Below are 23619 nucleotides of genomic sequence, written 5' to 3'. Positions count from 1 at the left end.
GTTAATTTATCCTGATTATATAAAATATTATTGAAAAATGCCAAAATATGATAATGTTATAGGTAAATTTGTCGAAATAAAGGTGATCGAAAGTGAAGAAGTGGACAATTTTTTTAAGCAGCATCGTTGTCATATTAGCAGTGGGGGCAGGATCGCTTTATTATTACCTCAATATTAAAGAATATAAGACGGCGGATCCAAAAGTAGATAGTATTGTAAAAACTGATTTTAATATCAAATTACCTGATGAGAACACCTCAAAGACTAAAGCTGTTGCAGAGACCAAGGGCCAAGATTTAAGCAAGGCGGTTATAAAGGTCTCCTCTAGTTCAGCCGGCGAAACTCAGGAAACTGCAAAAATAGAAAGCAAAACAATGGCTCATATTGTCAAAACAAAGCCGACTGCCGCTAGCATTATCGCTAAATATCAACCGGCCTTTAATGGTCTCGAAGGACAAGCGAACAGTAAGCTTAATAACTTATTATCATATGCCATGAGTGAATATCAAGAAAAAAAGGCCAATGGTGAGGATATTTCTTATTTCTATTTTTATTCAAAATATAATGGTGCCGCCAAAAGATTAGAAGCTAGTACAGACGCTTCATTTAACTATATTTATAATGCTCTAGTAAAAGAACTGGGGAATTCAGGGTACAGTGCTGATGAAGCGAAGCTGATTAAGAATCATTATGTAAGTCTGAAAAAGCAGAAGCGGTCCGCGCTAATGGATAAAGCTGTTGGCGCATTAAAATAATTGAATAGGAAAATTGTATTATTTTGTTGTAGAAAATGGTAGTTTTATGTAAAATAAGACTATTACTTCTTATAGTAAACTAGCGTTCTAGTTTATAGATTCAGAGGTTTAGTACATAACAACTAGGAGGATTATTGTGAAAAGAATTATTGCATTATCTAGCTTTTTATTCCTTTTACTAATGACAGTGCTACCTGCAGGCGTTTCACATGCGGCAAGTAATCCAGCTGTTAAGTTAACTGGAATCACCTTCGTTTTAGCGAACGGAGAAAAAATCAATGCGGTTGGCGATAAAAACAACAACTTCACGTTAAATTTAGTTGGCGGACATGATTTAGGAGACAAAATCGTAAAGGAAATTGATATAACTTCTGATACGGCAGTTACCCTTTCAACACTTCCTTCTGGTTTTGACTACAGTGAAGTTTCACCATTGACAAAAGACGAATTTGATATTCAGTTCGTAAATGGTGTAGCTGTTTTAGATCCGCAAAAGGCAGCAAACTGGTCAAGTAGAATTGATAAATTAATTGACGGTACAGTAGATCCTGTTGAGGAAACTCCAGACCAATTGTTCACTGTTGATGAGTTGAAAACTGATATCTTCCCAATGCTTTCTGACCTATACGCTAATTTATTAGGAATAAATGTTGAGTCAAAGACCCAATATCTGTTCCCAGGACATTTGACAGATAAAGATGGCAATGAATCTCCTGCTTCTTTAAAAGTTATCACAAAAGGTTGGAAACAGGATGCTAAAGGTTGGAAGGTTTATGATGAGTTTGGTGATTATTTAACTGGCTGGTACGTTGAAAATGGAAAATGGTACTACTTAAATCCTAAGAATGCAGGTTATATGGTAACTGGCTGGTTTCAAGTGAATGGCAAATGGTATTTCTTTACTCCAAGCGGTGTTATGGCAACTGGTCTTGTAAAGTCTAATGGTAAACCGTACATCCTTGGTCAAAGTGGTGCAATGCTAACAGGAACTGGCTGGGTTAAAGATGGAAGTGGCTGGTATTATCTTGTAAAGGATATTGCAAAAACAGGCTGGGTTAAGGATAAAAATAAATGGTACTATCTAAATCCTGCAACAGGTAAAATGGCGACAGGCTGGGTTAAGGTTGGACCACAATGGTACTACCTAGATGGCAGCGGTGTAATGAAAACTGGCTGGGTGAAAGTATCAAATAAATGGTACTTCCTATACAACGATGGCCATATGGCAGCTAACACAAGAATCGGCAAGGATTGGGTTGGCAAAGACGGCGCATGGGTGCCAGGTAAATAATAAAATGAAGGAGAGAATGCGATGAAGCATCCTCTCTTTTTTCATGGCATTTTTGAAAAAGTAGTGACAACTGTAAAGACACTTGCTAGAATATCTATGTTTAGTAGCGTGTATTTCTTTTCTAAAATAAATAGAAAGAATTGGGGAATAATGTTAATGAGTGCTACAGCATAGGGGGATTTTAATGGACAAAAAGAAAATATCAGGCCGTAAGTTGCTTGGCATTGCCGGGATGGGCTGGATGTTTGATGCCATGGATGTCGGAATGCTCTCCTTCATCATTGCGGCTTTAAAAGTAGAATGGAATCTAACCCCGGGGCAGATGGGCTGGATTGGCAGCATCAATTCCATTGGGATGGCTGTCGGTGCCCTCATTTTCGGTTTAATGGCTGACCGTATCGGGCGGAAAAATGTCTTTATTATTACGTTATTATTATTTTCGATTGGCAGTGGCGCCTCTGCGTTTACATCAACTTTAACTGTCTTTTTAATTTTTAGATTTTTTATTGGAATGGGCTTAGGAGGAGAGCTCCCTGTTGCTTCCACTCTCGTATCAGAAAGTGTTCCTCCGGAAAATCGCGGCAGGATTGTTGTCCTGTTGGAAAGCTTTTGGGCGGGAGGATGGCTGATTGCAGCCTTGATTTCTTATTTTATCATTCCTAAGTTCGGCTGGCAGACGGCTTTAATCATTAGTGCCATCCCTGCCCTTTATGCTCTATACTTACGAATGGGGCTCCCGGATTCACCGCGGTTCTCAGCCATAAAGGGAAAAGAGAAAATTTCTGTTTTCCAAAGTCTTGCGAACCTATGGTCAAAAGAGCATGGACGCCAAACAGCGATGCTATGGGTCCTGTGGTTTTGCGTCGTCTTCTCTTATTATGGGATGTTTCTCTGGCTGCCAAGCGTGATGGTAATGAAAGGCTTTAGTTTAATTAAAAGCTTTGAATATGTCCTGATCATGACGCTAGCTCAATTGCCGGGTTATTTTACCGCTTCCTGGTTTATTGAAAGATTTGGCCGAAAATTTGTATTAGTCGTTTATTTAATCGGTACGGCTGCCAGCGCCTATTTCTTTGGTACGGCCGAATCGACCGCCCTTTTGATGACATCTGGAATCCTGCTGTCCTTCTTTAATCTTGGGGCCTGGGGCGGCCTATATGCCTATACTCCTGAACAATATCCAACGATTATTCGCGGGACAGGTGCAGGTATGGCCGCTTCCTTTGGGCGGATTGGCGGAGTGCTGGGTCCATTATTAGTGGGTTATCTTGTGGCCCAAAAAATGCCGATTCAGTCTATCTTTACGATCTTTTGTATCTCCATCATTATTGGAGCGTTAACAGTATTGATTTTTGGAAAAGAAACGAAAAACAAAGAATTGGTATAACATTTGTTGAGAGAGATTCCCTTTTTGGGAGTCTCTTTTTTTTTCGTTTAAGAGGAAAGAAATATATTTAGACAAAATATTAATTCGACTATAACCCTTTTTATGGAAAAGTAAATTCTTATTCACTTTAGTTGAATAAAGCCTTGAAATGTACGAAAACCGAAGAAAATATTATTTTCAAAATTATTTTAAAATAACGGAGAAATAGACTAGACGAACTACAAAATATTAGATACAATGTTTTCAGAATATTATATGTTTTTGAAACAGTAGCACAACAAAGTTGGGAAAATTTTTAGGAAAAACAGGGGGTAAAGTATGAGAAAGAAAAAGGTAGCTGGAATTTTTATGTCGCTGATGATGGCGGCAGGCGTAATGGCAGGCTGTGGCTCTGCCAGCACGAGCGGAGATGCCGAAAAGGGCGGCACAATCAAGATCGGTGCAAACCTAGAGCTATCCGGCGGTGTAGCTTCTTATGGTCAGTCTGTTAAAGAAGGTGTTGAATTAGCATTTGAGGAAATCAACAAAAAAGGCATCGATGGCAAGAAATTGCAATTAGTGGCAGTTGATAATAAATCAGATGCTGCAGAAGCAACAAACGGTGCTATTAAGCTAGTCAGCCAAGATAAGGTATCAGCAATCATCGGTTCCGCAACAAGTACAAATACCCTAGCTCAAGTTCAAATTGCCCAAGATAACAAAGTTCCATTAATTACACCAACTGCTACAAACGCTACGATCACAAACAAAGACGGTAAGGTTAATGACTTTGTATTCCGTACTTGCTTTATCGACCCATTCCAAGGTACTGTTGCTGCAACTTTTGCACTAGACACCCTAAAGGTTAAGTCTGCAGCCGTTATTATCGACAGCTCCAGTGACTATTCAAAAGGCCTGGCTGCTTCCTTCAAAGAGAACTTTAAGAAAAATGGCGGTTCTATCGTTGCAGAAGAAGCATATGTAGCGAAGGATACAGATTTTAATGCAATCCTAACAAATATTAAAGCAAAAAATCCAGAATACGTGTTCCTTCCTGGATTCTATGAAGAAGTTGGTCTAATCGTAAAACAGGCTCGTGCTCTTGGTATTAATGTTCCAATTATGGGCGGCGATGGCTGGGATTCTCCTAAACTAGTAGAAATCGCTGGTGCCGATCCGCTTAAAAATACATTTATCACAAACCACTATTCTTCTGGTGATAGCGATAAGAAGGTTCAGGAATTCGTATCTGCATTTAAAGCTAAGTATGATGGTAAATCACCTGATGCCTTTGCTGCTTTAGGTTATGATACTGCTTACTTCGTTGCCGATGCCATTAAGCGTGCAGGAAGCAGCGATCCTAAGAAAATTCAAAAAGCCCTTGAATCAACTGACGGCCTTCAACTTGTATCTGGAAACTTAAAGCTTGATAAAAACCATGATCCAATTAAAGCCGCAGTAATTCTTGAGTACGTAAACGGCCAACAACAATTTAAGACAAAAGTTAACCCTTAAATTCTATACGGTAAAAAAAGGAATAGGGAGTCTCAAAGCTCCCTATTCCAATTTAAAAAAAGTAAACACTTTTTTCAACGTGTTAACCATGTTAACGCCTATTTAATTAAACAAAAGTAGAAGTCCCTCCAAAGGAGTGTAGCACATATGGAAATCATACAGCAGATAGTAAACGGAGTTTCCTTAGGCAGTATTTACGCTTTAATTGCCTTAGGGTACACAATGGTATATGGTATCGTAAAATTAATTAACTTTGCCCATGGGGACGTCTTCATGGTTGGTGCATTTATCGGGTTTTATTGTATTTCTATTTTTCATTTAGGATTTTTCCCAGCATTATTGATTGCAATGGTGGCCTGTGCCATTTTCGGTGTCTTAATTGAGCGGATTGCCTATAAGCCGCTAAGAAATGCAACAAGAATTGCGGCGCTGATTACAGCGATTGGGGTATCCCTGTTTATCGAATACGGAACAATCTATGCCCGCGGTGCACAGCCGGAAGCATATCCAAGCAACATCGTTCCATTAAAGAGCTTAGAGATTTTTGGTGTTAAAATCAGCGGACAATCTCTATTAATTTTAGGTACATCTGTTTTCTTAATGATTTTACTGCAGTTTATCGTTCATAAAACCAAAATCGGTAAAGCAATGCGTGCCGTATCACACGATATGGACGCTGCAAGATTGATGGGAATCAATGTAAATAATACGATTTCTGCGACTTTTGCCATTGGTTCTGCCCTTGCTGGAGCAGCAGGCGTTATTTTCGGAATGTACTATACAAAAATTGAGCCATTAATGGGAATTATCCCAGGTCTTAAGGCTTTCGTTGCAGCCGTTTTAGGCGGAATCGGCATTATCCCTGGTGCAATGACAGGCGGTTTATTATTAGGTGTTATCGAAGCCCTAGTAAGTGCAGCCGGATATTCCTTATGGCGTGACGGAGTAGCCTTTGTTGTCTTAATTCTAATTTTAATTTTCCGACCTGCAGGTTTATTTGGTAAAAATGTCAGGGAAAAAGTCTAGGGGGTGGCTTAAGCGATGAAAACATTAAAACAAACAAAGACTTTTTGGATCTGGATCGCTGCTGCCGTTGTTTTTGCAGTAGTAACACAGTTTTTAATTAACGGAGGTACATTAAACTCCTTCTATGTCAACACACTCTTCTTCATCGGTATCAATATCATTCTTGCAGCAAGTCTTCATTTAATTATCGGGATTACAGGACAGTTTTCGATTGGACATGCGGGTTTCCTTGCCGTAGGTGCCTATGCTTCGGCAATCGTCACAACTAAATTAAGTCTGCCATTCCCGGTCGCTTTAATTGCCGGCGGTATCATCGCGGCAATTGCCGGATTAGTTATCGGTATCCCTACGCTAAGATTAAGAGGGGACTATCTTGCCATTGCAACATTAGGTTTTGGCGAGATTATGAGAATTGTATTTTTAAATATTGATTATGTAGGCGGAGCAAGCGGTATGACCGTTCCCCACCTGATCACATGGCCATGGCTGTTTGCCTGCGTACTGATTACAATTGTTGTCATCGTCAACTTTACAAATTCAACACATGGACGTGCTTGTATCTCGGTCAGAGAAAATGAAATTGCCGCAGATGCAATGGGAATCAATACGACTTATTACAAGGTTATGGCTTTTGTCATCGGTGCTTTCTTTGCTGGTGTAGCCGGTGCCTTGCATGCTCATAACTTTTATATTATCCAGCCGACAAACTTTGGCTTCTTGAAATCCTTTGATATTTTAATTTTCGTAGTGCTTGGCGGTCTTGGCAGTATGTCTGGCGCCGTTATCGCAGCGATTCTATTAACGATTATTTCAACATTCCTTGCCAATTATCCAGAGGTTCGGATGGTTGTTTACAGCCTTGTGTTAATTGCGATGATGCTTTTCCGTCCACAAGGATTGTTAGGAACAAGAGAAATTACCTCATTCTTCAAAGTAGGAAAGTCTGCTAAGGGAGGTTCTCAAGATGTCAACAAACAAACAGTTGCTTAAAGTAGATAATGTAGGAATCCGATTTGGCGGATTAAAGGCTGTTTCAGATGTAAATTTGGAATTAAATCAGGGTGAACTTGTCGGTTTAATTGGCCCAAACGGTGCCGGGAAGACGACATTTTTCAACCTTTTAACAGGTGTTTATATCCCTACTGAGGGAAGCATTTCGCTCGATGGCGAAAAACTGAATGGACAAGCGCCCTATAAAATTACGAAGAAAGGCATCAGCCGTACATTCCAAAATATCCGTTTGTTCAGTGAATTATCAGTGTTGGACAATGTAAAGGTAGCCTATCATTCTCTTGCTAAACATTCGATCTTTAGCTCAATCTTCCGCCTTCCTTCTCACTTTTCTGGGGAAAAGGAAATGGAAGAAAAAGCGATTGAATTTTTGAAAATCTTTAAACTTGATGAGGTTATGCATGAGAAGGCAAAGAACCTGCCATACGGCCAGCAGCGCCGCCTGGAGATTTCCAGGGCACTCGCAGCCAATCCAAAGCTGCTTCTGCTAGATGAACCTGCAGCAGGAATGAATCCGCAGGAAACAGAGGAACTCATGAATCTGATTGCCTTGATTCGTGAGCGCTTCTCCTTAACGATTCTATTGATTGAGCATGATATGCCCCTAGTCATGGGAGTGTGTGAAAGAATTTATGTACTTGACCACGGCCAATTGATTGCCAACGGTACCCCAGAGGAAATCAGAAATAATCCAAAAGTCATCGAAGCGTACTTAGGTGAGGAGGTCTCTTAAAATGCTAAAAATCAAAGATATAAATGTCTACTACGGAAACATACATGCATTGAAGGGAGTATCCCTCGATATCAAGCAAGGTGAGATTGTTACACTGATTGGCGCTAACGGAGCTGGAAAAAGTACACTTTTGAAATCGATTTCCGGCTTACTGAAGCCGAAGAATGGCGAAATTGTTTTTGAAGACGAGCACATTGCCGGCAAGGTTCCGCAATTGATCGTGAAAAGAGGCCTATGTCAGGTACCAGAAGGCCGTCGTGTTTTTTCCAACATGTCGGTTGAAGAGAACCTTGAATTAGGCGCTTACTTGCGTAATGATAAAAAAGGCATCCGTGAAGATTTTGAAAAAGTCTATCAGCTTTTCCCACGCTTGCATGAACGCCGCAAGCAGCTATCAGGAACATTATCCGGTGGTGAGCAGCAGATGCTTGCAATGGGCCGTGCGTTAATGGCACAGCCTCGTCTATTGCTGCTAGACGAGCCTTCGATGGGTCTTGCACCGTTATTAGTAAAACAGATATTTAACATTATCGAAGAAATCAATAAAACAGGAACAACAATCCTGTTAGTTGAACAGAATGCCAATATGGCATTATCAATTGCTGACCGCGCCTATGTCATTGAAACTGGAAAAATTGTTGCCTCTGGCTCGGCTGAGGAACTTAGTGCAAGTGATCAAATTCGAAACGCCTATCTTGGTGGGCATTAAATAGAAAAGCGGAAGCGCCTTGGGCAGCCCCGACAAGCATAAGTCAATCCCAGTAAGAAGGCGTTTTTTTGCCTTCTTACTGGGATTGACTTATGACCTCGAGGGGCTAGGCGCTGCAGCTAGACAAAAAGGTATCGGAGAGAGCTCCGATACCTTTTCTTCTTAAGGTGTAATTTTTCTTTGTTCCGGTTCGAGTTTAAATTGCCGGAGAAGTTTTGGCTGATGCTGATTTTTAATTTTATTGGCATAATCAACATAGAGCTGCTCTAAGCCTACCAGGGCAAGCGAAAAGAAATTGGCGTAAACCACCTCTCTTGATTTGTGAATTATTTCACATGGATATATGAACTATATCTATCATTTTATTTTAGTTTACTATATTACTGTTTTGATAGAGTGACAAACGGGTGACAAAATTTAGGTAATTTTGATAACGGTTGATTTTACTACAAAGGTACTAATGTAGAATAATCCTTTTAGTAAATGGAAAAAAACGGTTTCCTGTGTGATAATATTAATAACGAACCTCCACCAGGTTTGTGGGACCCAGTATCGGTTAGTGTATTCATTGTACCGGTCTGGGCTTTTTTGTGAGGTTAAGAGGTTGGGAAATATCAGCTTGCCCATGGGCTTAGATGGATTTAGAGAATTGTTTTTCTTATATAATTCCATTACAATAATAATTAACAGAAAATTATGTTATTTGTAATAAAATGAGGTGGTGCTACATGGCCAATTCTGTGATTTTGCATAAAAAAGAACGGCTGGCAAGGCTCTTTTTGCTGCTAACATCTATCATTGGAACGCTGATTTTCATCCAATTTGGACTGATAAAATTAACGGCGCCGAAAGAGCCGATGATTTTTGCCTTATTAGTGATTTTCCTTTTTATCGTCGAGTTCTTCCCCCTGCCGATTTGGAAAGGTACCGTTACGATTTCTTTTTCGCTTGTTTACGCCATATTCATCATGGATGGCCTTGCATATACCCTTGTATTTTACGGATTGATCGTTGCAGCCATTAATCTTATTAAAAGACGCCCATTACGACTTGTTTTTTTTAACCCGGCTCTTTTGGTTATCAGCTTCTTTCTCGCTTACATACTATGCATGTCATTGTTTTCTTCTCTACCGATTGCAGACCAATCGAAGGTTGTGCAAGGAACAGTCTTTTTCACCCTGCTGATGATTCCTTTTTATGTGATTAATAACATCCTAGTTGATATTTTGCTTGTAATCCGGCCGCAAACCTATAGTTTTAAGGCATGGAAACGAAAGTCACTGCAAGAATTGAATAGTTTTTTTATTTCGTATGCCTATCTCATCCTGTTTCATTTTTTAGGTAACCAAAACAGAGGTGAAATTGATGTCTTTTCCTTTTTCTTCTTTTTCTCACCGCTAGTTTGCTTTGCCCTGCTAAGCTCTATCATTGCCAATTTGAGAAGGGAAAAAGCTAAAATAAAAGCACTTTTCAGTATTTCCTCGGAATTAAATAAAAAAATTGCTACTACCGATTGGCTTATCTTTTTAACAGAAAATCTTCAGGAATTTATTGATGTCGATGCCTGGGTTTTATGGAAAAGGGAAGGAAACGTTTGGAAATTAAAGACGGCCTCCGGACTCCTTAAAGAAAAATGGACTTTATCTGAGCAAATGGCGGATTCCCTAGATGAACTTAAGCAATTAACGGTCTTTCACAATACGAAAAAGGCAGCGGGCCCTGTTGGGGAAATTTTTACGGAAGAAGTAGCTTCGCTGTTATATGCACCATTGATACTAGAAAGCGATCTGGTTGGCATGTTTGTGGTTGGCAGGATCCGTACGAAAAGCTTTGCCGAAGATGATATGCAGTCGGCGGCGACACTTGCTAATCAGCTGGCCGTCCTGATCAAAACGAGATGGCTGTTTGCCGAGCAGGAAAAACGATTAATTTTAGAAGAGAGAAATCGAATTGCCCGTGAAATCCACGACGGTGTTGCCCAGTCGCTTGCAGGGGCGATTATGAATTTAGAGACGGCTCAGCGGAAATTTGCGAAGATGCCTGAGGATTCCCTCCGCTTAATAAATGGCAGCACGGAAAAGCTGAGGAGAAGCCTTAAGGAGGTCAGGGAATCCATCTATGCGCTCCGGCCTTATCCAACGGAACGTGTCGGTTTGCTTGCGGCTATTTCCACGAAGATTAAAGCAGTGGAGCGGGAGTCAAAAATCCCAATTTCCTTAGAAACAAGGGGACCAGAGTTTCAGCTAAGTCCAATGGTGGAAAAAATTATGTTTGAAATTTGCCGGGAAAGTGTGCAAAATGCAATCAAGCATGCAGATGCTTCCAAATTAGAAATTCTCTTAAGCTATCAAAAAGAGCATGTTTTATTAAAGGTGAGGGATAATGGCAAAGGATTTTCGCTTTTCCAGGCAATGATTAAGGCGCGTGAACACCCGCATTTCGGAATCTTGCATATGAATGAAGCGGCTGAAAAAATCCAGGCCACCCTCCAGGTTGACAGCAAGGAAGGGGCAGGGACAGAAATTACCTTATCGGTACCAAGGATGGGGATTGAAGGGAGTGAATTGCGTGATCAAGCTTATGCTAGTCGATGATCATGCCGTCTTACGGGATGGGTTAAAGAATATTTTAGGTATGGAAACAGATATTGAGGTGGTCGCGGAAGCTGTAAATGGAAATGATGCCATCGCCAAGGTGAAGGAGAAGCAGCCTGACGTCATTTTGATGGATATTAATATCCCGGAGAAGAACGGTATTGAAGCCACAAGTATAATTAAGCAGCTTTATCCAGCAGTCAAAATATTAATGCTGACGATGTATGACCATGATGAATACTTTATGTCGGCGATACGTGAAGGGGCGGATGGCTACCTTCTGAAGGATGCCCCCTCACAGCATGTGGTTGATGCCATTCGTGCGGTCGCGGGCGGGCAATCGGTGATTCACCCTTCGATGACCAAGAAGTTTCTTGCCTTTCAACAGCCAAAAGCGGCAGATCCTGTTGAGGAGAAAGTGGAAGGTGCTCTGACTGGAAGGGAAAAAGAGGTTCTTCTGTGCCTTGTAAAGGGGATGAATAATAAGGAAATTGCTGGCTCCCTTTACATAAGCGACAAAACCGTTAAAATTCATGTTTCAAACATCTTCAAAAAACTCGGCGTCAAAAGCCGCTCCCAGGTCGTCATCTACGCCGTCCAAAACCAGCTCGTCCCACTGACATAGCCTCAAGTATTGATAAAGGTGTCAGGCACCATGTGAAATCTTCACATGATGCCTGACACTTTTTTTGACCTAGTGGTCTAGTTAATATTACTTTTGTACGAGTTGAAAATAGTACCTATTCTTTTTTTAATTACTCCCTTTGCTGAATAGTAAGTCGGTCTGAATTTTTAGACAATAACCCTATCAAATGTAAAATGAAAAGGGGAATGGAATGTGAAAAGGTGGTTTTCAGGCTTACTGGCTTTCTTATTACTATTTTCACTCGTTTTACCGAATCTATCAAAGGCGCATGCCTCGGTTACATCTGCAGTCCTAGATAGTAAATTGGTCAAAGCACTTGAAAACGTAACAGAGCCCTTACAGGTCATTGTAAGCTTTGACGGCCAGGGTGCTCCGACAAAGGGAAATTTGGATTTATTGAAGGACCTTGGAATTGCCAATGGAATAACGATGAAGGCGTTACCGATGGCTGGAATTGTCGCCACAAAGGATCAAATTAATAAGCTTGCTGCTTCACCTGGAGTTAAGTCTATCTATTTAAATCGTAATCTTGAATATTACAATGCTGATGCTACCAATATTACAGGAGTGGATAAGGCCCGCACAGACGCTGCGATGCAAAAAGCAAACGGCGGTCTACCATTAACCGGTAAGGGTGTAGGCGTTGTTATCAACGATAGCGGTGTGGATGGAACACATAAAGATTTGCAATTTGGCAGCCATGTTGTTCAAAACGTGATGGCAAGCTTAAATTTAAACAGCTTGGAACCGAGCCTGCTTCCAATTACTTATGTTGAAAATGTACCAAATACCGACTCGAATTCTGGTCATGGAACCCATGTTGCCGGGATTGTCGGCGGTACCGGTGCAGCCTCTAACGGAAAATATGAAGGTGTTGCCCCAGGTGCGAACCTAATCGGGTATGGATCAGGTGCTGCCTTACTGGTACTCGATGGAATTGGCAGCTTCGATTATGCTATTACCCACCAGTCTCAATACAATATTCGCGTGATTACAAACTCTTGGGGCTCTTCGGGCGATTTTGATCCGAATGACCCTATTAATCTAGCAAGTAAAGCTGCCTATGACCGAGGCATTACCGTATTGTTTGCGGCAGGAAATGAAGGCCCTGGTGAAAATACTCATAATCCATATGCAAAGGCACCATGGGTCATTTCCGTGGCTGCCGGTGAAAAAGATGGTTCATTAGCAGATTTTTCTTCACGGGGAACTAAAGGTGTCGGCGGCACGTTTGAACTGGATGACCGCACATGGGCTTGGAAGGATGAGCCAAGTGTTACCGCCCCCGGGGTGGACATTATCTCGACTCGTGCAGTGGCCCCGGTCTCCTCTTTAGCAGCAACGGATGACGCTGCGGTAATTGAACCGGCCTATCTCCCATACTATACGGTGATGAGCGGGACTTCTATGGCAACACCGCATGTTGCAGGGATTGTCGCCCTTCTCCTTGAAGCGAAGCCAACGTTAACGCCGGATGAAATCAAGAAGGTATTACAGGATACGGCGACGAATATGCCTGGATATGAAACGTGGGAAGTCGGTAGCGGGTATGTTAATGCTTATGCGGCGCTGGACGCAGTTCTTTTTGACAACACCTATGGAAAGACCGTGAATGCAAATCAAACATTTAATAGCAATGCGGTTGCCTCTGTTGAAAGGTCGCCATTTCAAGTAGACTATAATCCATTGATGTCAACGTCAAACACCTACTCATTTGATGTTCCTGCAGGTGTGTCCCAATTATCTGCCCGAATTGATGCATATGGGTTACTTGGTCAAACCGGGAACCCGGTTAATCTTATATTAACTGCGCCGGATGGGACGGAGTACAGCTCTGGAATCAGCCTATTGTTTACGCTTTATCCTGACCGTACGGCGACCGTCAATTCACCAAAGGCTGGTACATGGCAGGTAAAGATTGACGGTTTGCACTATAATACGGCCAATCCGGTTGGTGCCGGCTTGCCTGAAACGATTCAGGGGACGATATCCGTTTCGAAAGTCAGTGGTTTTTCAGGTTTGAATGATATTGCTGGCAGCCCCGCTGCCTCCGCGATTGAAATGGCGGTAAGTGAACGATTAGTAGATGGTTACGTGGATGGAACTTTTAAGCCGCAGCAGAATCTGTTACGGAAGGATTTAGCACGCTTTTTAGTAATGGGAGCAGGAATTCGTCAAAGCCAGGCTCCAGCATTGAAGGATGTTCAGTCAGCTGACGTTCCGTTTGTTAAGGCTGTTTCGGCCAAAGGGGCTGCCATTCGTGATGGTTTACAGTCGCAGGGCGGCGTTATGCTACTTGATTCTGCCGGGAATTTTAATCCAAACGGTGAGGTCAGCCGCGCAGAACTCGCCTACTCGCTTGTGCAAGCGCTTGGTTTAGAAAAACAGGCAAAGGATTTCATCGGTGATACGGTAACGGTCCTTTATAAGGATGAGCGGATTCCTTTGAAGGATGGTGCGTCCATTCCTGCTGCGCTTAAAGGTTATGTCCAAACAGCTCTGGACCTTAATATTTTAAATGCCACTTTTGCTGTTAAACAAGGACCTTACGAGTTGGTGCCAACCGTCGAAGCCAGCTTTGATCCAGCGAAAAAAGTGACAAGAGGCGACTATGCAGTTGCCATAACACGCTACTTCCAGGCGTGGCTGCAATAATATTTGAGGAGAGCTTTGCAATGGGGCTCTCCTTTTTCATGAAATTATTGCTATACTACTAGTAATTTATCAATAAAGGATGATTAACATGGCACAGACGAAAACAAATGCAATGCGGATATTGGATGCAAAAAAGGTCCAGTATGAAATGCTTACATACGACAACAAAGATGGAAAAATTGACGGAGTTTCCGTGGCTGAAAAAATTGGAAAGGAGCCAAAGGAGGTCTATAAAACACTTGTGGCACAGGGCGCAAGCAAGAATATTTATGTTTACGTTATTCCTGTTGCGGAAGAACTGGACTTAAAAAAAGCGGCGAAGGCGGCTGGAGAGAAAAAAATTGAAATGCTTCCGGTAAAGGATATTCAAAAATGGACGGGCTACATCCGCGGCGGCTGCTCCCCCATCGGCATGAAAAAGGAATATAAGACCTTTATCGATGAAAGATGCCGCGAAATCCAGACAATCGTCGTAAGTGCTGGGAAAATTGGCATGCAGATCGTCCTCGCACCTGCAACTTTAAAGGAATTAACAAACGCCGACATAACTGATGTTCTTAAATAATTTTAATAGGCATTCACCTATAAATGACAAAAGCATAAGATAGGGTGAAATAAACTTAAGCTTTCGTCATAAAAAGGGAGTGTTGAAGAGTGGCAGGTAAAATTAAGAATTATTTTGCCGGCGGTAATACAGCTAGGGGGTTCCACAATCTGTACGATTCAAATCTCCAAGGACTTGACCGGTTATTTATTTTAAAAGGCGGACCTGGAACAGGTAAATCCTCACTAATGAAAAAAATCGGCAATGAGTGGATTGAAAAAGGCTTCGATATCGAATTTCTCCATTGCTCATCAGATAATAATTCCATTGATGGTGTGATTATTCCAGCGTTAAAGGTGGGGATCGTCGATGGAACAGCACCGCACGTCATTGAACCGAAGGCACCTGGTGCAGTTGAAGAATATATTAACCTTGGCGAGGCTTGGAATGCAAAGGCGCTGGCTGCTCATAAAAGCACGATATTAAAATTAACAAAGCAAATCAATCAGTCCTTCCATAAGGCCTATGATACATTCAAGGAAGCCCTGGATATTCATGATGATTGGGAAAAAATTTATATTAACAGCATGGATTTCAAAAAAGCTGATCAATTAACAAACAAATTAATTGATACATTCTTTGGAAAAATGAAGCTCAGTAAACAATCCGATATCCGTCACCGCTTTTTAGGAGCTGCTACGCCAAAAGGTGCAGTGGATTTCGTTCCAAATCTAACAGAAGAGGTTCCGAAGCGTTATTTTATCAAAGGACGCCCGGGTTCTGGAAAATCCACGTTGCTGAAAAAGCTGGCAGCTGCCGCTGAAGCGAGAGGTGTGGACGCAGAAATTTATCATTGTGGCTTTGATCCACATAGTTTAGATATGGTTATTTTTAGAGAACTGGGAATTGCCATTTTTGACAGCACGGCACCGCATGAGTATTTCCCGAGCCGCGACAGCGATGAAATCATTGATATGTATGAATTATTAATTGCTCATGGTACAGATGAAATTTTTGAAGATATCCTTAGTAAAATTGCGGCTAACTATAAAAGCAAAATGCTGGAGGCAACCTCTTATTTGGCGAAGGCAAAAGAGCTTCATGATGAATTAGAGGAAATTTATATTGCAGCCATGGACTTTTCGGTCGTGGAAGGAATCCAAAATAAAATTGCTGGGGAAATAAGAGACTTAGCAGCCACAAAAGTAGAATAGGACTGAGATTTCACCAAATTAGGCCGTTTGCATACATTAGAGGGAAAACAAATAAAAGGGGGTTTTGTGCCTTGGATTATTTGAATTACCCTTATGGCCATGGACTAATACATGGCAATTCTCATGAAGATTTTTTGCGCCAGACACAGTTTCCTGGAGGAGGCCAGCAGCAGCCGCCAGGACCGCCGCCGCAGAGCGGGGTTCAACACATGCCGCCGCACGGGGGTAGCCAGCATCAACCACCACACGGGGGATTTCCACCACCGCCGCCGCAGCATGGGGGCGGACATCAACCGCCGTTTGGCGGAGGGCAGCATGGAGGCCCTCCGACTGTACCGCCGCCGGCCTTTATACCACATGAACAAGTGGGATTATATGCGGTCGACCCAGGCGGCATCAGACCGTGCCTCTACCGTTACACCTATATTTGGTTAAGAAGTGGAAAAAACTTCTGGTACTACCCAACCTATGTGGGCAGAACTTCCATCGCCGGTTATCGCTGGCGAGGCAACCACTGGCAATATTATGGAATGGATTTAGACCGAATCCGATCCTTTACCTGCCATTAATTTTTCCAAAAAATCGGCTTTCAATGGAGAAAGCCGATTTTTTACTAGATTTAAGCATGTGGATTAGTTTTGCTTTGCTGGCCTTTATTGCGCTTGTTCCCTTTACTGTTATCGCCGCTTACAAACTCATTTGCAAACTCCGCCTCTGCCTGTCCTGCCTGCGGCGAATTTTGATTGCGGCTGCCTTTGTTAAATTTCTTAGTCACGAAACCCCCTCCTTCCTTATCCACTTTTAGTTTGTCATTGGTAAATTCGTTTATGCGGAGGGTATCGAAATAAATAGAAAGGGAAAAAAGTTAAAAAAGAGAATAATTCATAATAGAGAGGAGTGATTTTTTTGCAAATAGATTTGTTAACCAATCTTTTCGAAAAAAACCGCAATGAAACAAATGCTGGGCCGATGGAAAGCTATATGAAGGGGCATTTCCCATACTTGGGCATTAAGTCTCCCTTGCGCAAAGAGCTTGAAAAGCAATTTTTCAAGGAGACTGGGATTCTTAAAGAACCATTTAATAGAGATATCGTCAGCGTGTTATGGGACAAGCCTGAAAGGGAATATCAATATACAGCCCTTACTTATATAGAAAAATCACTTAATAAGCTGGAAAAACAGGATTTGGAATTCATGAAGCGGCTGATTATGACGAAATCATGGTGGGATACCGTGGATGCGATTGCCCCAAAAGCGGTCGGGAAAATCGCTCAGAAATACCCTGAAGTCGTTGAGGAAACGCTAAATGGCTGGGCAGAACACGATTATATGTGGCTTCGCCGGGCGGCAATACTCTTTCAATTAAAATATAAAGATAAAACGTATGAAGAACTGCTTTATCATTATATTGAGCTAAATGCCGACAGCAAGGAATTTTTTATCCAAAAGGCGATTGGCTGGGCGTTGCGGGAATATTCCAAGACAAATCCCGCGTCGGTAAAGGAGTTTATCGAGGGTCACCGGTTAGCACCCCTAAGTGTCCGCGAAGGCAGCAAGTATGTAGGCTAAGCCTTCTGGAGGAAAATTGCCAGCCAATCGTGTTAGAATGGCAATATCAAAAAATAGGAGCTGGACAACATGATTAAGTGTATTGCATCAGACATGGATGGGACCTTATTAAACAGTATTCAACAAATCACACCGGAAAATAAAGAGGCCATTTTAAAAGCACAGGAGAAGGGTATTGAGTTTGTCGTTGCCACAGGAAGGTCGTATCAGGAGGCAACCTTCGTGTTGGCTGAGACAGGCTTGAAATGCCCGATTATTTGCGTGAACGGGGCTGAGGTACGCTCGAAAGATGGCGAGATTATTTCTGCAAACCCAATTAGCAAGGAATTAGCAAGGGAAGCAGCTGCCACGCTAACGGAGCATGACATTTATTTTGAAGTCTACACAAACCAAGGTACGTTCTCGCTTGATTCGGAAAAAGCAGTTTCGATTCTTGTTGACATTGTGATGAGCGCGAATCCGGATTTGAATCGGGAGGAGATTGTTTATAAGGCAGGGGCACGGGTACGAAATGGCTTAGTTCATGAAGTTGGGGATTACGAGATGATTTTTGCAGATGAAAATCACCAGATTTATAAATTGCTGGCGTTCTCCTTTGACGCTGACAGACTTGAGGCGGCTAACAATGCCCTTGCTGCAATAGAAGAATTGGAGATTTCCTCATCAGGTCATGAAAACATTGAAATCACTCATAAAAATGCCCAAAAGGGAATAGCGCTGGAGTCATTTGTGAAAGCAAACGGGATTGAATTATCTGAGACAATGGCGATGGGAGATAATTTGAATGATGTTTCCATGTTCGAACGGGTAGGAAGAGCGGTAGCAATGGGCAATGCCAGCTATTACATAAAGTCACTTTGTGACCATGTGACAGACACCAATGAAGAAAGCGGTGTGGCGAAGGCAATAGTAGAAATTTTATAGAAGAAAAGTGGAAGGAAGGGGTTTATGTACAAAGTTGGTTCCGGATTACTATTGATGTTGCTGCTGTTATCAGGCTGTTCATTTTTTGAAAAAAATGAAGCGAAACCTGAAGACAAGGAAGTTATTGTCGGGCAGTCTGAGGTGGAAGTGGTGGCGGAGAATTTGTCTGTCCCATGGTCGATTGATAAGCTAAATCAAGCTTTCTACATCAGTGAACGAACCGGAAGTATCGTAAAAGTTGAAAATGGTAAAACGGAACGGCAGCCAGTGCGGCTGGCACATCCGCTTGCGAAGGCAGCAGAAGCAGGGTTGCTTGGCTTTGTACTAGATCCTCACTTTTCTGCCAACTATCGGGCCTTTGCGTATTATACCTATGAGGATGGGAATGGGCAGTTTAACCGCATCATTGTGTTAAAACAAAAGGGTCATGAGTGGGCAGAGGAAAAAATTCTTTTGGACAAGATTCCGAGCGCGGCTTTCCATCATGGCGGCAGGCTGAAAATCGGTCCTGACGGAAAGCTATATATTACGACTGGTGACGCAACCGTCCCGTCAACAGCTCAAAAGTTGAATTCGTTGAACGGGAAAATTTTACGAATGAATTTAGACGGGACTGTTCCTTTGGATAATCCTTTTCCAAATTCCCTCGTTTACAGCTACGGCCACCGCAATCCGCAGGGGTTGGTGTGGATTCAAGGAACGCTTTATGCAAGCGAGCATGGCCAATCAGCGCATGATGAAATCAATGTGATTAAACCGAGGGCTAATTATGGCTGGCCCTTGATACAAGGAACGGAGCAGAAAGCAGGAATGGAAGCCCCTCTTTATCAATCCGAAGATGAAACATGGGCCCCTTCGGGAATGGTTGCAGCAAATGGCAACCTATATGCGGCCACATTAAGGGGCAATGCTGTCCGTGAATTTGAGCTGTCAGAAAAAAAGACGAGGCCTGTCATTACAGGATTAGGCCGGATTCGCGACCTCTATGTCGACGGCGGCTATCTCTATTTTGTCAGCAACAATACTGATGGCAGAGGCAACCCGGATCAAAAGGATGATAAATTATACCGAGTCCGGTTAAATGATATAAAATAGTTTTGTTGATTTGCCTTTTGCTGATTGAGTAGCGTTATCCGCCAATTGATTTGCTATTTGCTGATTGGCGACCGTTATCGGCCGATTAAAGCAGCATATCCGCTAATTGAGTGGCGTTATCCGCTAATTGATTTGCTATTTGCTGATTGGCGACCGTTATCGGCCAATTAAAGCAGCATATCCGCTAATTGGTTGACGCTATCCGTTAATTAAAATTGCTATTTGTTGTTGAGGGTCTCCAATATAGACAAAAAGGGTCACTTTTGGTTGTAAAAGTGACCTGAGATTCGTGCCATTTTAGAGAATTTCAATTTTTAGTGAATTTACCTGCGACACTAGCAGGTCCTCGTATTCTTTTTGGGCTAAATAGTAGACTTCTTGTTCGCCAACTTTCGGGTTTTCCTTTTTGACTTTTTCAATGACGTCCTTTTGCACCTTTTGAGAAAGAACGATTAATTGATACTGCTGCTTTTCTGTTGCCCAAAACTTATCTTCGCCGTACTCCTTAATCAAGCTTTTGGCAGATTCGAAGGCGTTATACTGATCTCGAGCTTTGCTTACGGCCTGTCCGACTTCGGCATCTGTGGCCTTATGTCCTTTTTCATTGGCCAGCATCGCCATCGCACGCAGACGGATAATCTGCGTTAATAATTGGTTTTTATCATCATTGATTTTTTCCTGTGAATCAAGATAGACCAGTTCTTCCTCTAACTGCTTGCCGGTATATTTTTTCTTGGCCGCCTCGCGGTTGATTTCCAGCTGAAGCTGATTGATAAACTGATAAAAAGCAATGTCGTCATTCGTTATCCATTCACCATTAATTTTGGCCACACCTCTAGGCCTTGTGACGTTAAGGTTGATGAGATCCTCCGTTTTTTCCCCATCTTTTTTGAGCGTAAACGCTGCTTCATATTTGCCGCCCATTGGCAGCTTCACACTACCTGAGTAAGTGCCATTTTTCCCTTCCTCTAACTTCACATCATAGGTGCCGTGGTCCATATTCGTCATCGATAGCTGAGCAGAAACATCCAGCCCTTTCACCGCTTTTTTATTGTCGGTTACTTTAATTTCAAATGGCAGTGCCGTGTCCTTATGGAAATAAAGATTTTTTGTCACTTCGATTTTATATTCAGGCCCCTTGCTGCAGCCGGCCAACATGGCAATCAGCAGCAGCAAGGGGAATATTAGGCGTTTCATCATGACTCATTCCCTCCTAATTGGTGAGTTTGTAAAAATTCCTCAACTGTATATTTTTCCATTTTTCCATTATCTAAATAAGCAACATGTGTGCAGACCTGCTTGATTTCATCGAGATGGTGCGAGGAGAGCAGGATGGTTTTATCATGAAGATTCCGAAGGACCTCCAAAATTTCCTTTCTCCCCATCGGGTCGATGCCGCTTGTCGGCTCATCAAGAATCAGAATGCTCGCATCCTGATAGAGTGTGATGGCTAAGCCAAGGCGCTGCAGCATTCCTTTTGAGTAGGACTTAACTTGGACATCCCGGTCGTCCCAAAGACTTACCGATTTCAAAACCTGTTCCATCCGGCCAAGGTCGGCTTTTTTAAAAACCGCTTCCGCAAAAAACGTCATATTTTCAAGCCCAGTGAGCATCGGATACAGCATAAATTTTTCCGGAAGGTAAGCAATGGTCTTTTTCCATATCTGACTTTTTTTCGTGACTTCAATTCCGTTTATCGAGATCGTCCCCTGCTTAACCGGGAGCAGTCCAAGCAGGCTGTTAATAAATGTTGATTTACCGGCACCGTTTCGTCCGACAAGGGCACAGATTTCATTTTTTTCAATCTCGATTGAAATCGAATCCAATACCGTCTTTTTCCCGAAGGATTGGTTTAAATTTGTCACTTTAATCATTCATAGCCCTCCTTGCGGTTAAAAACAATCGCTGTACTTAAAGAAACTGCAAGCCAGAAAATCAAATTTCCGAGTAAAAAGAACACCGGCTTCGTCCACATGAATGCTTGAAGAAGTCTTGACATATGGCCGAAGGAATAGACGCCCATGCCGGTTTCTAAAAACATCCTGACTGACTGCAGCGGATTCAAGAAATAAACCACTGAGAAGAATTTGACATTTTCATACTGAACATCCGGCAAAAAAGATAGCAGAATAAAATCATGCAAGAAGAAAAAGTAAAACCAGACAAAAATCGTAATCCCTAAAATTTGCATCCGAGAGCGGCTAAAGCTGCCAATCGCTGTGCCCATTTGCAAAAACACCAGCGCCATGCAAATAACAGCCGTCATTAAAATCAAATAGCTTTTGATATCGAGTTGAAAGTTAAATTTTAATAATAGTAGATAGATAAAAAACCAAGTAAGGATCGGAACAAGAACAACGGTATAAAGCCCAAGGCTTTTTCGAACCAAAAAGCTGGTGTAATTGTCCTTCTTCGTCAGCAGCATAATCAGCGTTTTTTGTTCCTTTTCCTGAAAAATCGAAAAGGCGCCGATAAACAAACACAGGATTGGGATAAAGTAGATCTGCGTATCGAACAAATTGATTAATAGAATATAAAAGCCTTTATCATATGAAAGGTTGGTCGAGCGGAACAAAATACTAACGCTTAAGAGCACGATGATGCTTAAACTGAGCCACAGGCCTTTACCCCTTAAATTTTCCTTCCATTCCTTCCAAATGTAATGCATAGCCTTTGTCTCCCCTTTAGTAAAATCAATACCACCAGCACTCCTAGAGCGAAAAATAGAATCGTATGCGGCTTGCCTTTTTCGGCAGCTAACGGGTGCGGATCTTTAAACATCGTATCCTCATCCTTCAGCGTGGCATTGATTTTTTCATAGATCGATATTGCTGGACTTTTTAAAAATAAATAAGTTAGTTCTTGATCCTCGATTAATTGATATAACGAGGAACGATAGGTGACCGGAAAATCCCCGATGCCATCCTGGTTTAAATCGGTGAGCGGAAACGCGCGTCCCCAATCATTGCCCTTACCACGTTTGCTCCAGGCATTGTGTTCGCCTGTTCCGCCAAGGGTTACAGCAGGAATCGTATTTTCAGAGATGTGATTTAACGTGAACGTCTGGTCATTGGAGCTCGCCCACAGTTCAATGCCGATTTGGTTCTGGACGATATGGTTGTCCTTAATGGTGTTTCGCGTTGCCTGATCAATGTACAGGCCCCGCTGATTCATGTAAAACGTGTTTCCCGCTATATAATTATCGTTGGCCTGCAGAAGCATTAAGCCAAACGATTGATTTCCATAGTTAACGATAAATTGATTATCTTCTAATTTAAGATGGTTCGAATTCATGATGGCTGCGCCGCCGGTGTTCATGGTAAAGGTATTTTTCTTGAAAATATTTTCATCTGAATACATGTAATGCAGACCGTAACGTGTGTTTGTAATGTTGTTTTCATAGCTTTTATTGTTATTGGCATAATCGAAAAACATCCCGTCGCGGGTGCCGTCGATCGTATTGTGCTCGAGCAGATTATCATTGGCATAATAAATGTGAAGTCCGTTACCTTGGGCGGCAATTTCCCCTTTGCCCAAGCCTTTGATGTTATTATTACGGATGATATTATCGTGAGCCTGACTTAAATAAATGCCGTGAAAGGAATGGCGGATCTTGACATCTTCCACCACATTCTTGTTTGTATAGATCTTGATGCCTGCATATTCTTCAGCCGAATTGCGGTCCATACTGCTGTGGGTCACGGTAAGGTGGCTAAGTTTCACGTTCGGAGCTTTAATGGAAATGACATTTCCGGTTCCGTCTCCCTTTATCACGGTATTACTTGAGCCAATAATCGTCATGCTTTTGTTAATGACGATATTGCCCTGATAGGTTTTATTTTCAAGTCTCAATACCGCCCCCTCTTTCATGGAGTCGATTATCGCTTGTAAGTTTTCGGCTGCCATATTTTTCTCGGGTTTGATGAAAAAAAGAAGAGAAAAAACTAAAGAGATGAGCGTGAGTTTTTTCAT

The 23619-nt window shown here is 42.1% G+C and carries 24 protein-coding genes; 19 read left to right on the top strand and 5 right to left on the bottom strand.

Annotated elements, in window-relative coordinates; genetic code table 11:
- The first annotated feature begins 92 nt into the window (after positions 1–92).
- The 15 genes from ACIFOT_RS08795 to ACIFOT_RS08725 all read left to right on the top strand — a co-directional run bounded on the left by ACIFOT_RS08795 (position 93) and on the right by ACIFOT_RS08725 (position 16628).
- Positions 93–755, top strand: coding sequence for a hypothetical protein (locus tag ACIFOT_RS08795; RefSeq protein WP_430063944.1), 663 nt, complete (start codon positions 93–95; stop codon positions 753–755).
- 136 nt (positions 756–891) lie between these two features.
- Positions 892–2046 (top strand): hypothetical protein, encoded by a 1155-nt coding sequence (locus ACIFOT_RS08790; RefSeq protein ID WP_430063943.1) that lies wholly within the window; start codon positions 892–894, stop codon positions 2044–2046.
- 21 nt (positions 2047–2067) lie between these two features.
- Positions 2068–2220, top strand: coding sequence for a hypothetical protein (locus tag ACIFOT_RS08785; protein WP_430063942.1), 153 nt, complete (start codon positions 2068–2070; stop codon positions 2218–2220).
- Between the two features lie 10 nt (positions 2221–2230).
- Positions 2231–3433, top strand: coding sequence for an MFS transporter (locus ACIFOT_RS08780; RefSeq protein WP_430063941.1), 1203 nt, complete (start codon positions 2231–2233; stop codon positions 3431–3433).
- Between the two features lie 318 nt (positions 3434–3751).
- Entirely contained in the window at positions 3752–4927 is a 1176-nt protein-coding gene (locus tag ACIFOT_RS08775; protein ID WP_430063940.1) for an ABC transporter substrate-binding protein, read from the top strand.
- 147 nt (positions 4928–5074) lie between these two features.
- Positions 5075–5953 (top strand): branched-chain amino acid ABC transporter permease, encoded by an 879-nt coding sequence (locus ACIFOT_RS08770; RefSeq protein ID WP_430063939.1) that lies wholly within the window; start codon positions 5075–5077, stop codon positions 5951–5953.
- A gap of 15 nt (positions 5954–5968) precedes the next feature.
- Positions 5969–6943 carry a branched-chain amino acid ABC transporter permease gene (locus ACIFOT_RS08765; RefSeq protein ID WP_430063938.1) on the top strand — a complete coding sequence of 325 codons (975 nt, stop codon included), beginning with the start codon at positions 5969–5971 and terminating at the stop codon, positions 6941–6943.
- Positions 6918–7697, top strand: a complete 780-nt coding sequence (locus tag ACIFOT_RS08760) for an ABC transporter ATP-binding protein (protein ID WP_430063937.1) — start codon at positions 6918–6920, stop codon at positions 7695–7697. The genes ACIFOT_RS08765 and ACIFOT_RS08760 overlap by 26 nt, the downstream gene beginning before the upstream one ends.
- Position 7698: 1 nt before the next feature.
- Positions 7699–8406, top strand: coding sequence for an ABC transporter ATP-binding protein (locus ACIFOT_RS08755; protein WP_430063936.1), 708 nt, complete (start codon positions 7699–7701; stop codon positions 8404–8406).
- A gap of 728 nt (positions 8407–9134) precedes the next feature.
- Complete coding sequence (locus tag ACIFOT_RS08750) at positions 9135–11000, top strand: GAF domain-containing sensor histidine kinase (protein WP_430063935.1); 1866 nt, start codon at positions 9135–9137, stop codon at positions 10998–11000.
- On the top strand, positions 10975–11625 hold the full coding sequence (locus ACIFOT_RS08745) for a response regulator (protein ID WP_430063934.1): 651 nt from the start codon (positions 10975–10977) through the stop codon (positions 11623–11625). The genes ACIFOT_RS08750 and ACIFOT_RS08745 overlap by 26 nt, the downstream gene beginning before the upstream one ends.
- A gap of 213 nt (positions 11626–11838) precedes the next feature.
- Positions 11839–14301, top strand: a complete 2463-nt coding sequence (locus ACIFOT_RS08740) for a S8 family serine peptidase (RefSeq protein ID WP_430063933.1) — start codon at positions 11839–11841, stop codon at positions 14299–14301.
- A gap of 88 nt (positions 14302–14389) precedes the next feature.
- The gene (gene ybaK, locus ACIFOT_RS08735; RefSeq protein ID WP_430063932.1) at positions 14390–14866 is read left to right on the top strand and encodes a Cys-tRNA(Pro) deacylase; all 477 of its coding nucleotides are present in this window, start codon (positions 14390–14392) and stop codon (positions 14864–14866) included.
- Between the two features lie 89 nt (positions 14867–14955).
- Entirely contained in the window at positions 14956–16059 is a 1104-nt protein-coding gene (locus ACIFOT_RS08730) for a PRK06851 family protein (RefSeq protein ID WP_430063931.1), read from the top strand.
- Positions 16060–16130: 71 nt separating this feature from the next.
- Complete coding sequence (locus ACIFOT_RS08725; protein WP_430063930.1) at positions 16131–16628, top strand: transporter; 498 nt, start codon at positions 16131–16133, stop codon at positions 16626–16628.
- A gap of 50 nt (positions 16629–16678) precedes the next feature.
- On the opposite strand, the gene ACIFOT_RS08720 is transcribed toward ACIFOT_RS08725, so the two are convergent.
- Positions 16679–16834, bottom strand: a complete 156-nt coding sequence (locus ACIFOT_RS08720; RefSeq protein WP_430063929.1) for a hypothetical protein — start codon at positions 16832–16834, stop codon at positions 16679–16681.
- Positions 16835–16965: 131 nt separating this feature from the next.
- Here ACIFOT_RS08720 and ACIFOT_RS08715 point away from each other — a divergent pair, with 131 nt between their 5' ends.
- From ACIFOT_RS08715 to ACIFOT_RS08700, 4 genes are all read left to right on the top strand, one after another.
- Positions 16966–17628 (top strand): DNA alkylation repair protein, encoded by a 663-nt coding sequence (locus ACIFOT_RS08715; protein WP_430063928.1) that lies wholly within the window; start codon positions 16966–16968, stop codon positions 17626–17628.
- Between the two features lie 69 nt (positions 17629–17697).
- Positions 17698–18552, top strand: coding sequence for an HAD family hydrolase (locus ACIFOT_RS08710; protein ID WP_430063927.1), 855 nt, complete (start codon positions 17698–17700; stop codon positions 18550–18552).
- A gap of 24 nt (positions 18553–18576) precedes the next feature.
- Positions 18577–19647 carry a PQQ-dependent sugar dehydrogenase gene (locus ACIFOT_RS08705; RefSeq protein WP_430063926.1) on the top strand — a complete coding sequence of 357 codons (1071 nt, stop codon included), beginning with the start codon at positions 18577–18579 and terminating at the stop codon, positions 19645–19647.
- A 24-nt stretch (positions 19648–19671) separates the two neighbouring features.
- A complete protein-coding gene (locus tag ACIFOT_RS08700) occupies positions 19672–19818 on the top strand; it encodes a hypothetical protein (RefSeq protein ID WP_430063925.1) in 147 nt (48 codons plus the stop codon).
- Between the two features lie 126 nt (positions 19819–19944).
- On the opposite strand, the gene ACIFOT_RS08695 is transcribed toward ACIFOT_RS08700, so the two are convergent.
- Genes ACIFOT_RS08695 through nosD form a run of 4 tightly spaced genes read right to left on the bottom strand, consistent with a single transcriptional unit; the run spans position 19945 to position 23619 of the window.
- Positions 19945–20847 carry a FixH family protein gene (locus tag ACIFOT_RS08695; protein WP_430063924.1) on the bottom strand — a complete coding sequence of 301 codons (903 nt, stop codon included), beginning with the start codon at positions 20845–20847 and terminating at the stop codon, positions 19945–19947.
- Positions 20844–21521: an ABC transporter ATP-binding protein gene (locus ACIFOT_RS08690; RefSeq protein ID WP_430063923.1), complete on the bottom strand. Its 678-nt coding sequence runs from the start codon at positions 21519–21521 to the stop codon at positions 20844–20846. The genes ACIFOT_RS08695 and ACIFOT_RS08690 overlap by 4 nt, the downstream gene beginning before the upstream one ends.
- Positions 21518–22315 (bottom strand): ABC transporter permease, encoded by a 798-nt coding sequence (locus tag ACIFOT_RS08685; RefSeq protein ID WP_430063922.1) that lies wholly within the window; start codon positions 22313–22315, stop codon positions 21518–21520. Before ACIFOT_RS08685 ends, ACIFOT_RS08690 begins: the two co-directional genes overlap by 4 nt.
- Positions 22279–23619: a nitrous oxide reductase family maturation protein NosD gene (gene nosD, locus ACIFOT_RS08680; RefSeq protein ID WP_430063921.1), complete on the bottom strand. Its 1341-nt coding sequence runs from the start codon at positions 23617–23619 to the stop codon at positions 22279–22281. Before nosD ends, ACIFOT_RS08685 begins: the two co-directional genes overlap by 37 nt.

The organism is Neobacillus sp. NRS-1170 (assembly GCF_050468025.1).
Note: the sequence above shows the minus strand (reverse complement) of the source record. Positions and strands in the feature narration are given on the sequence as shown.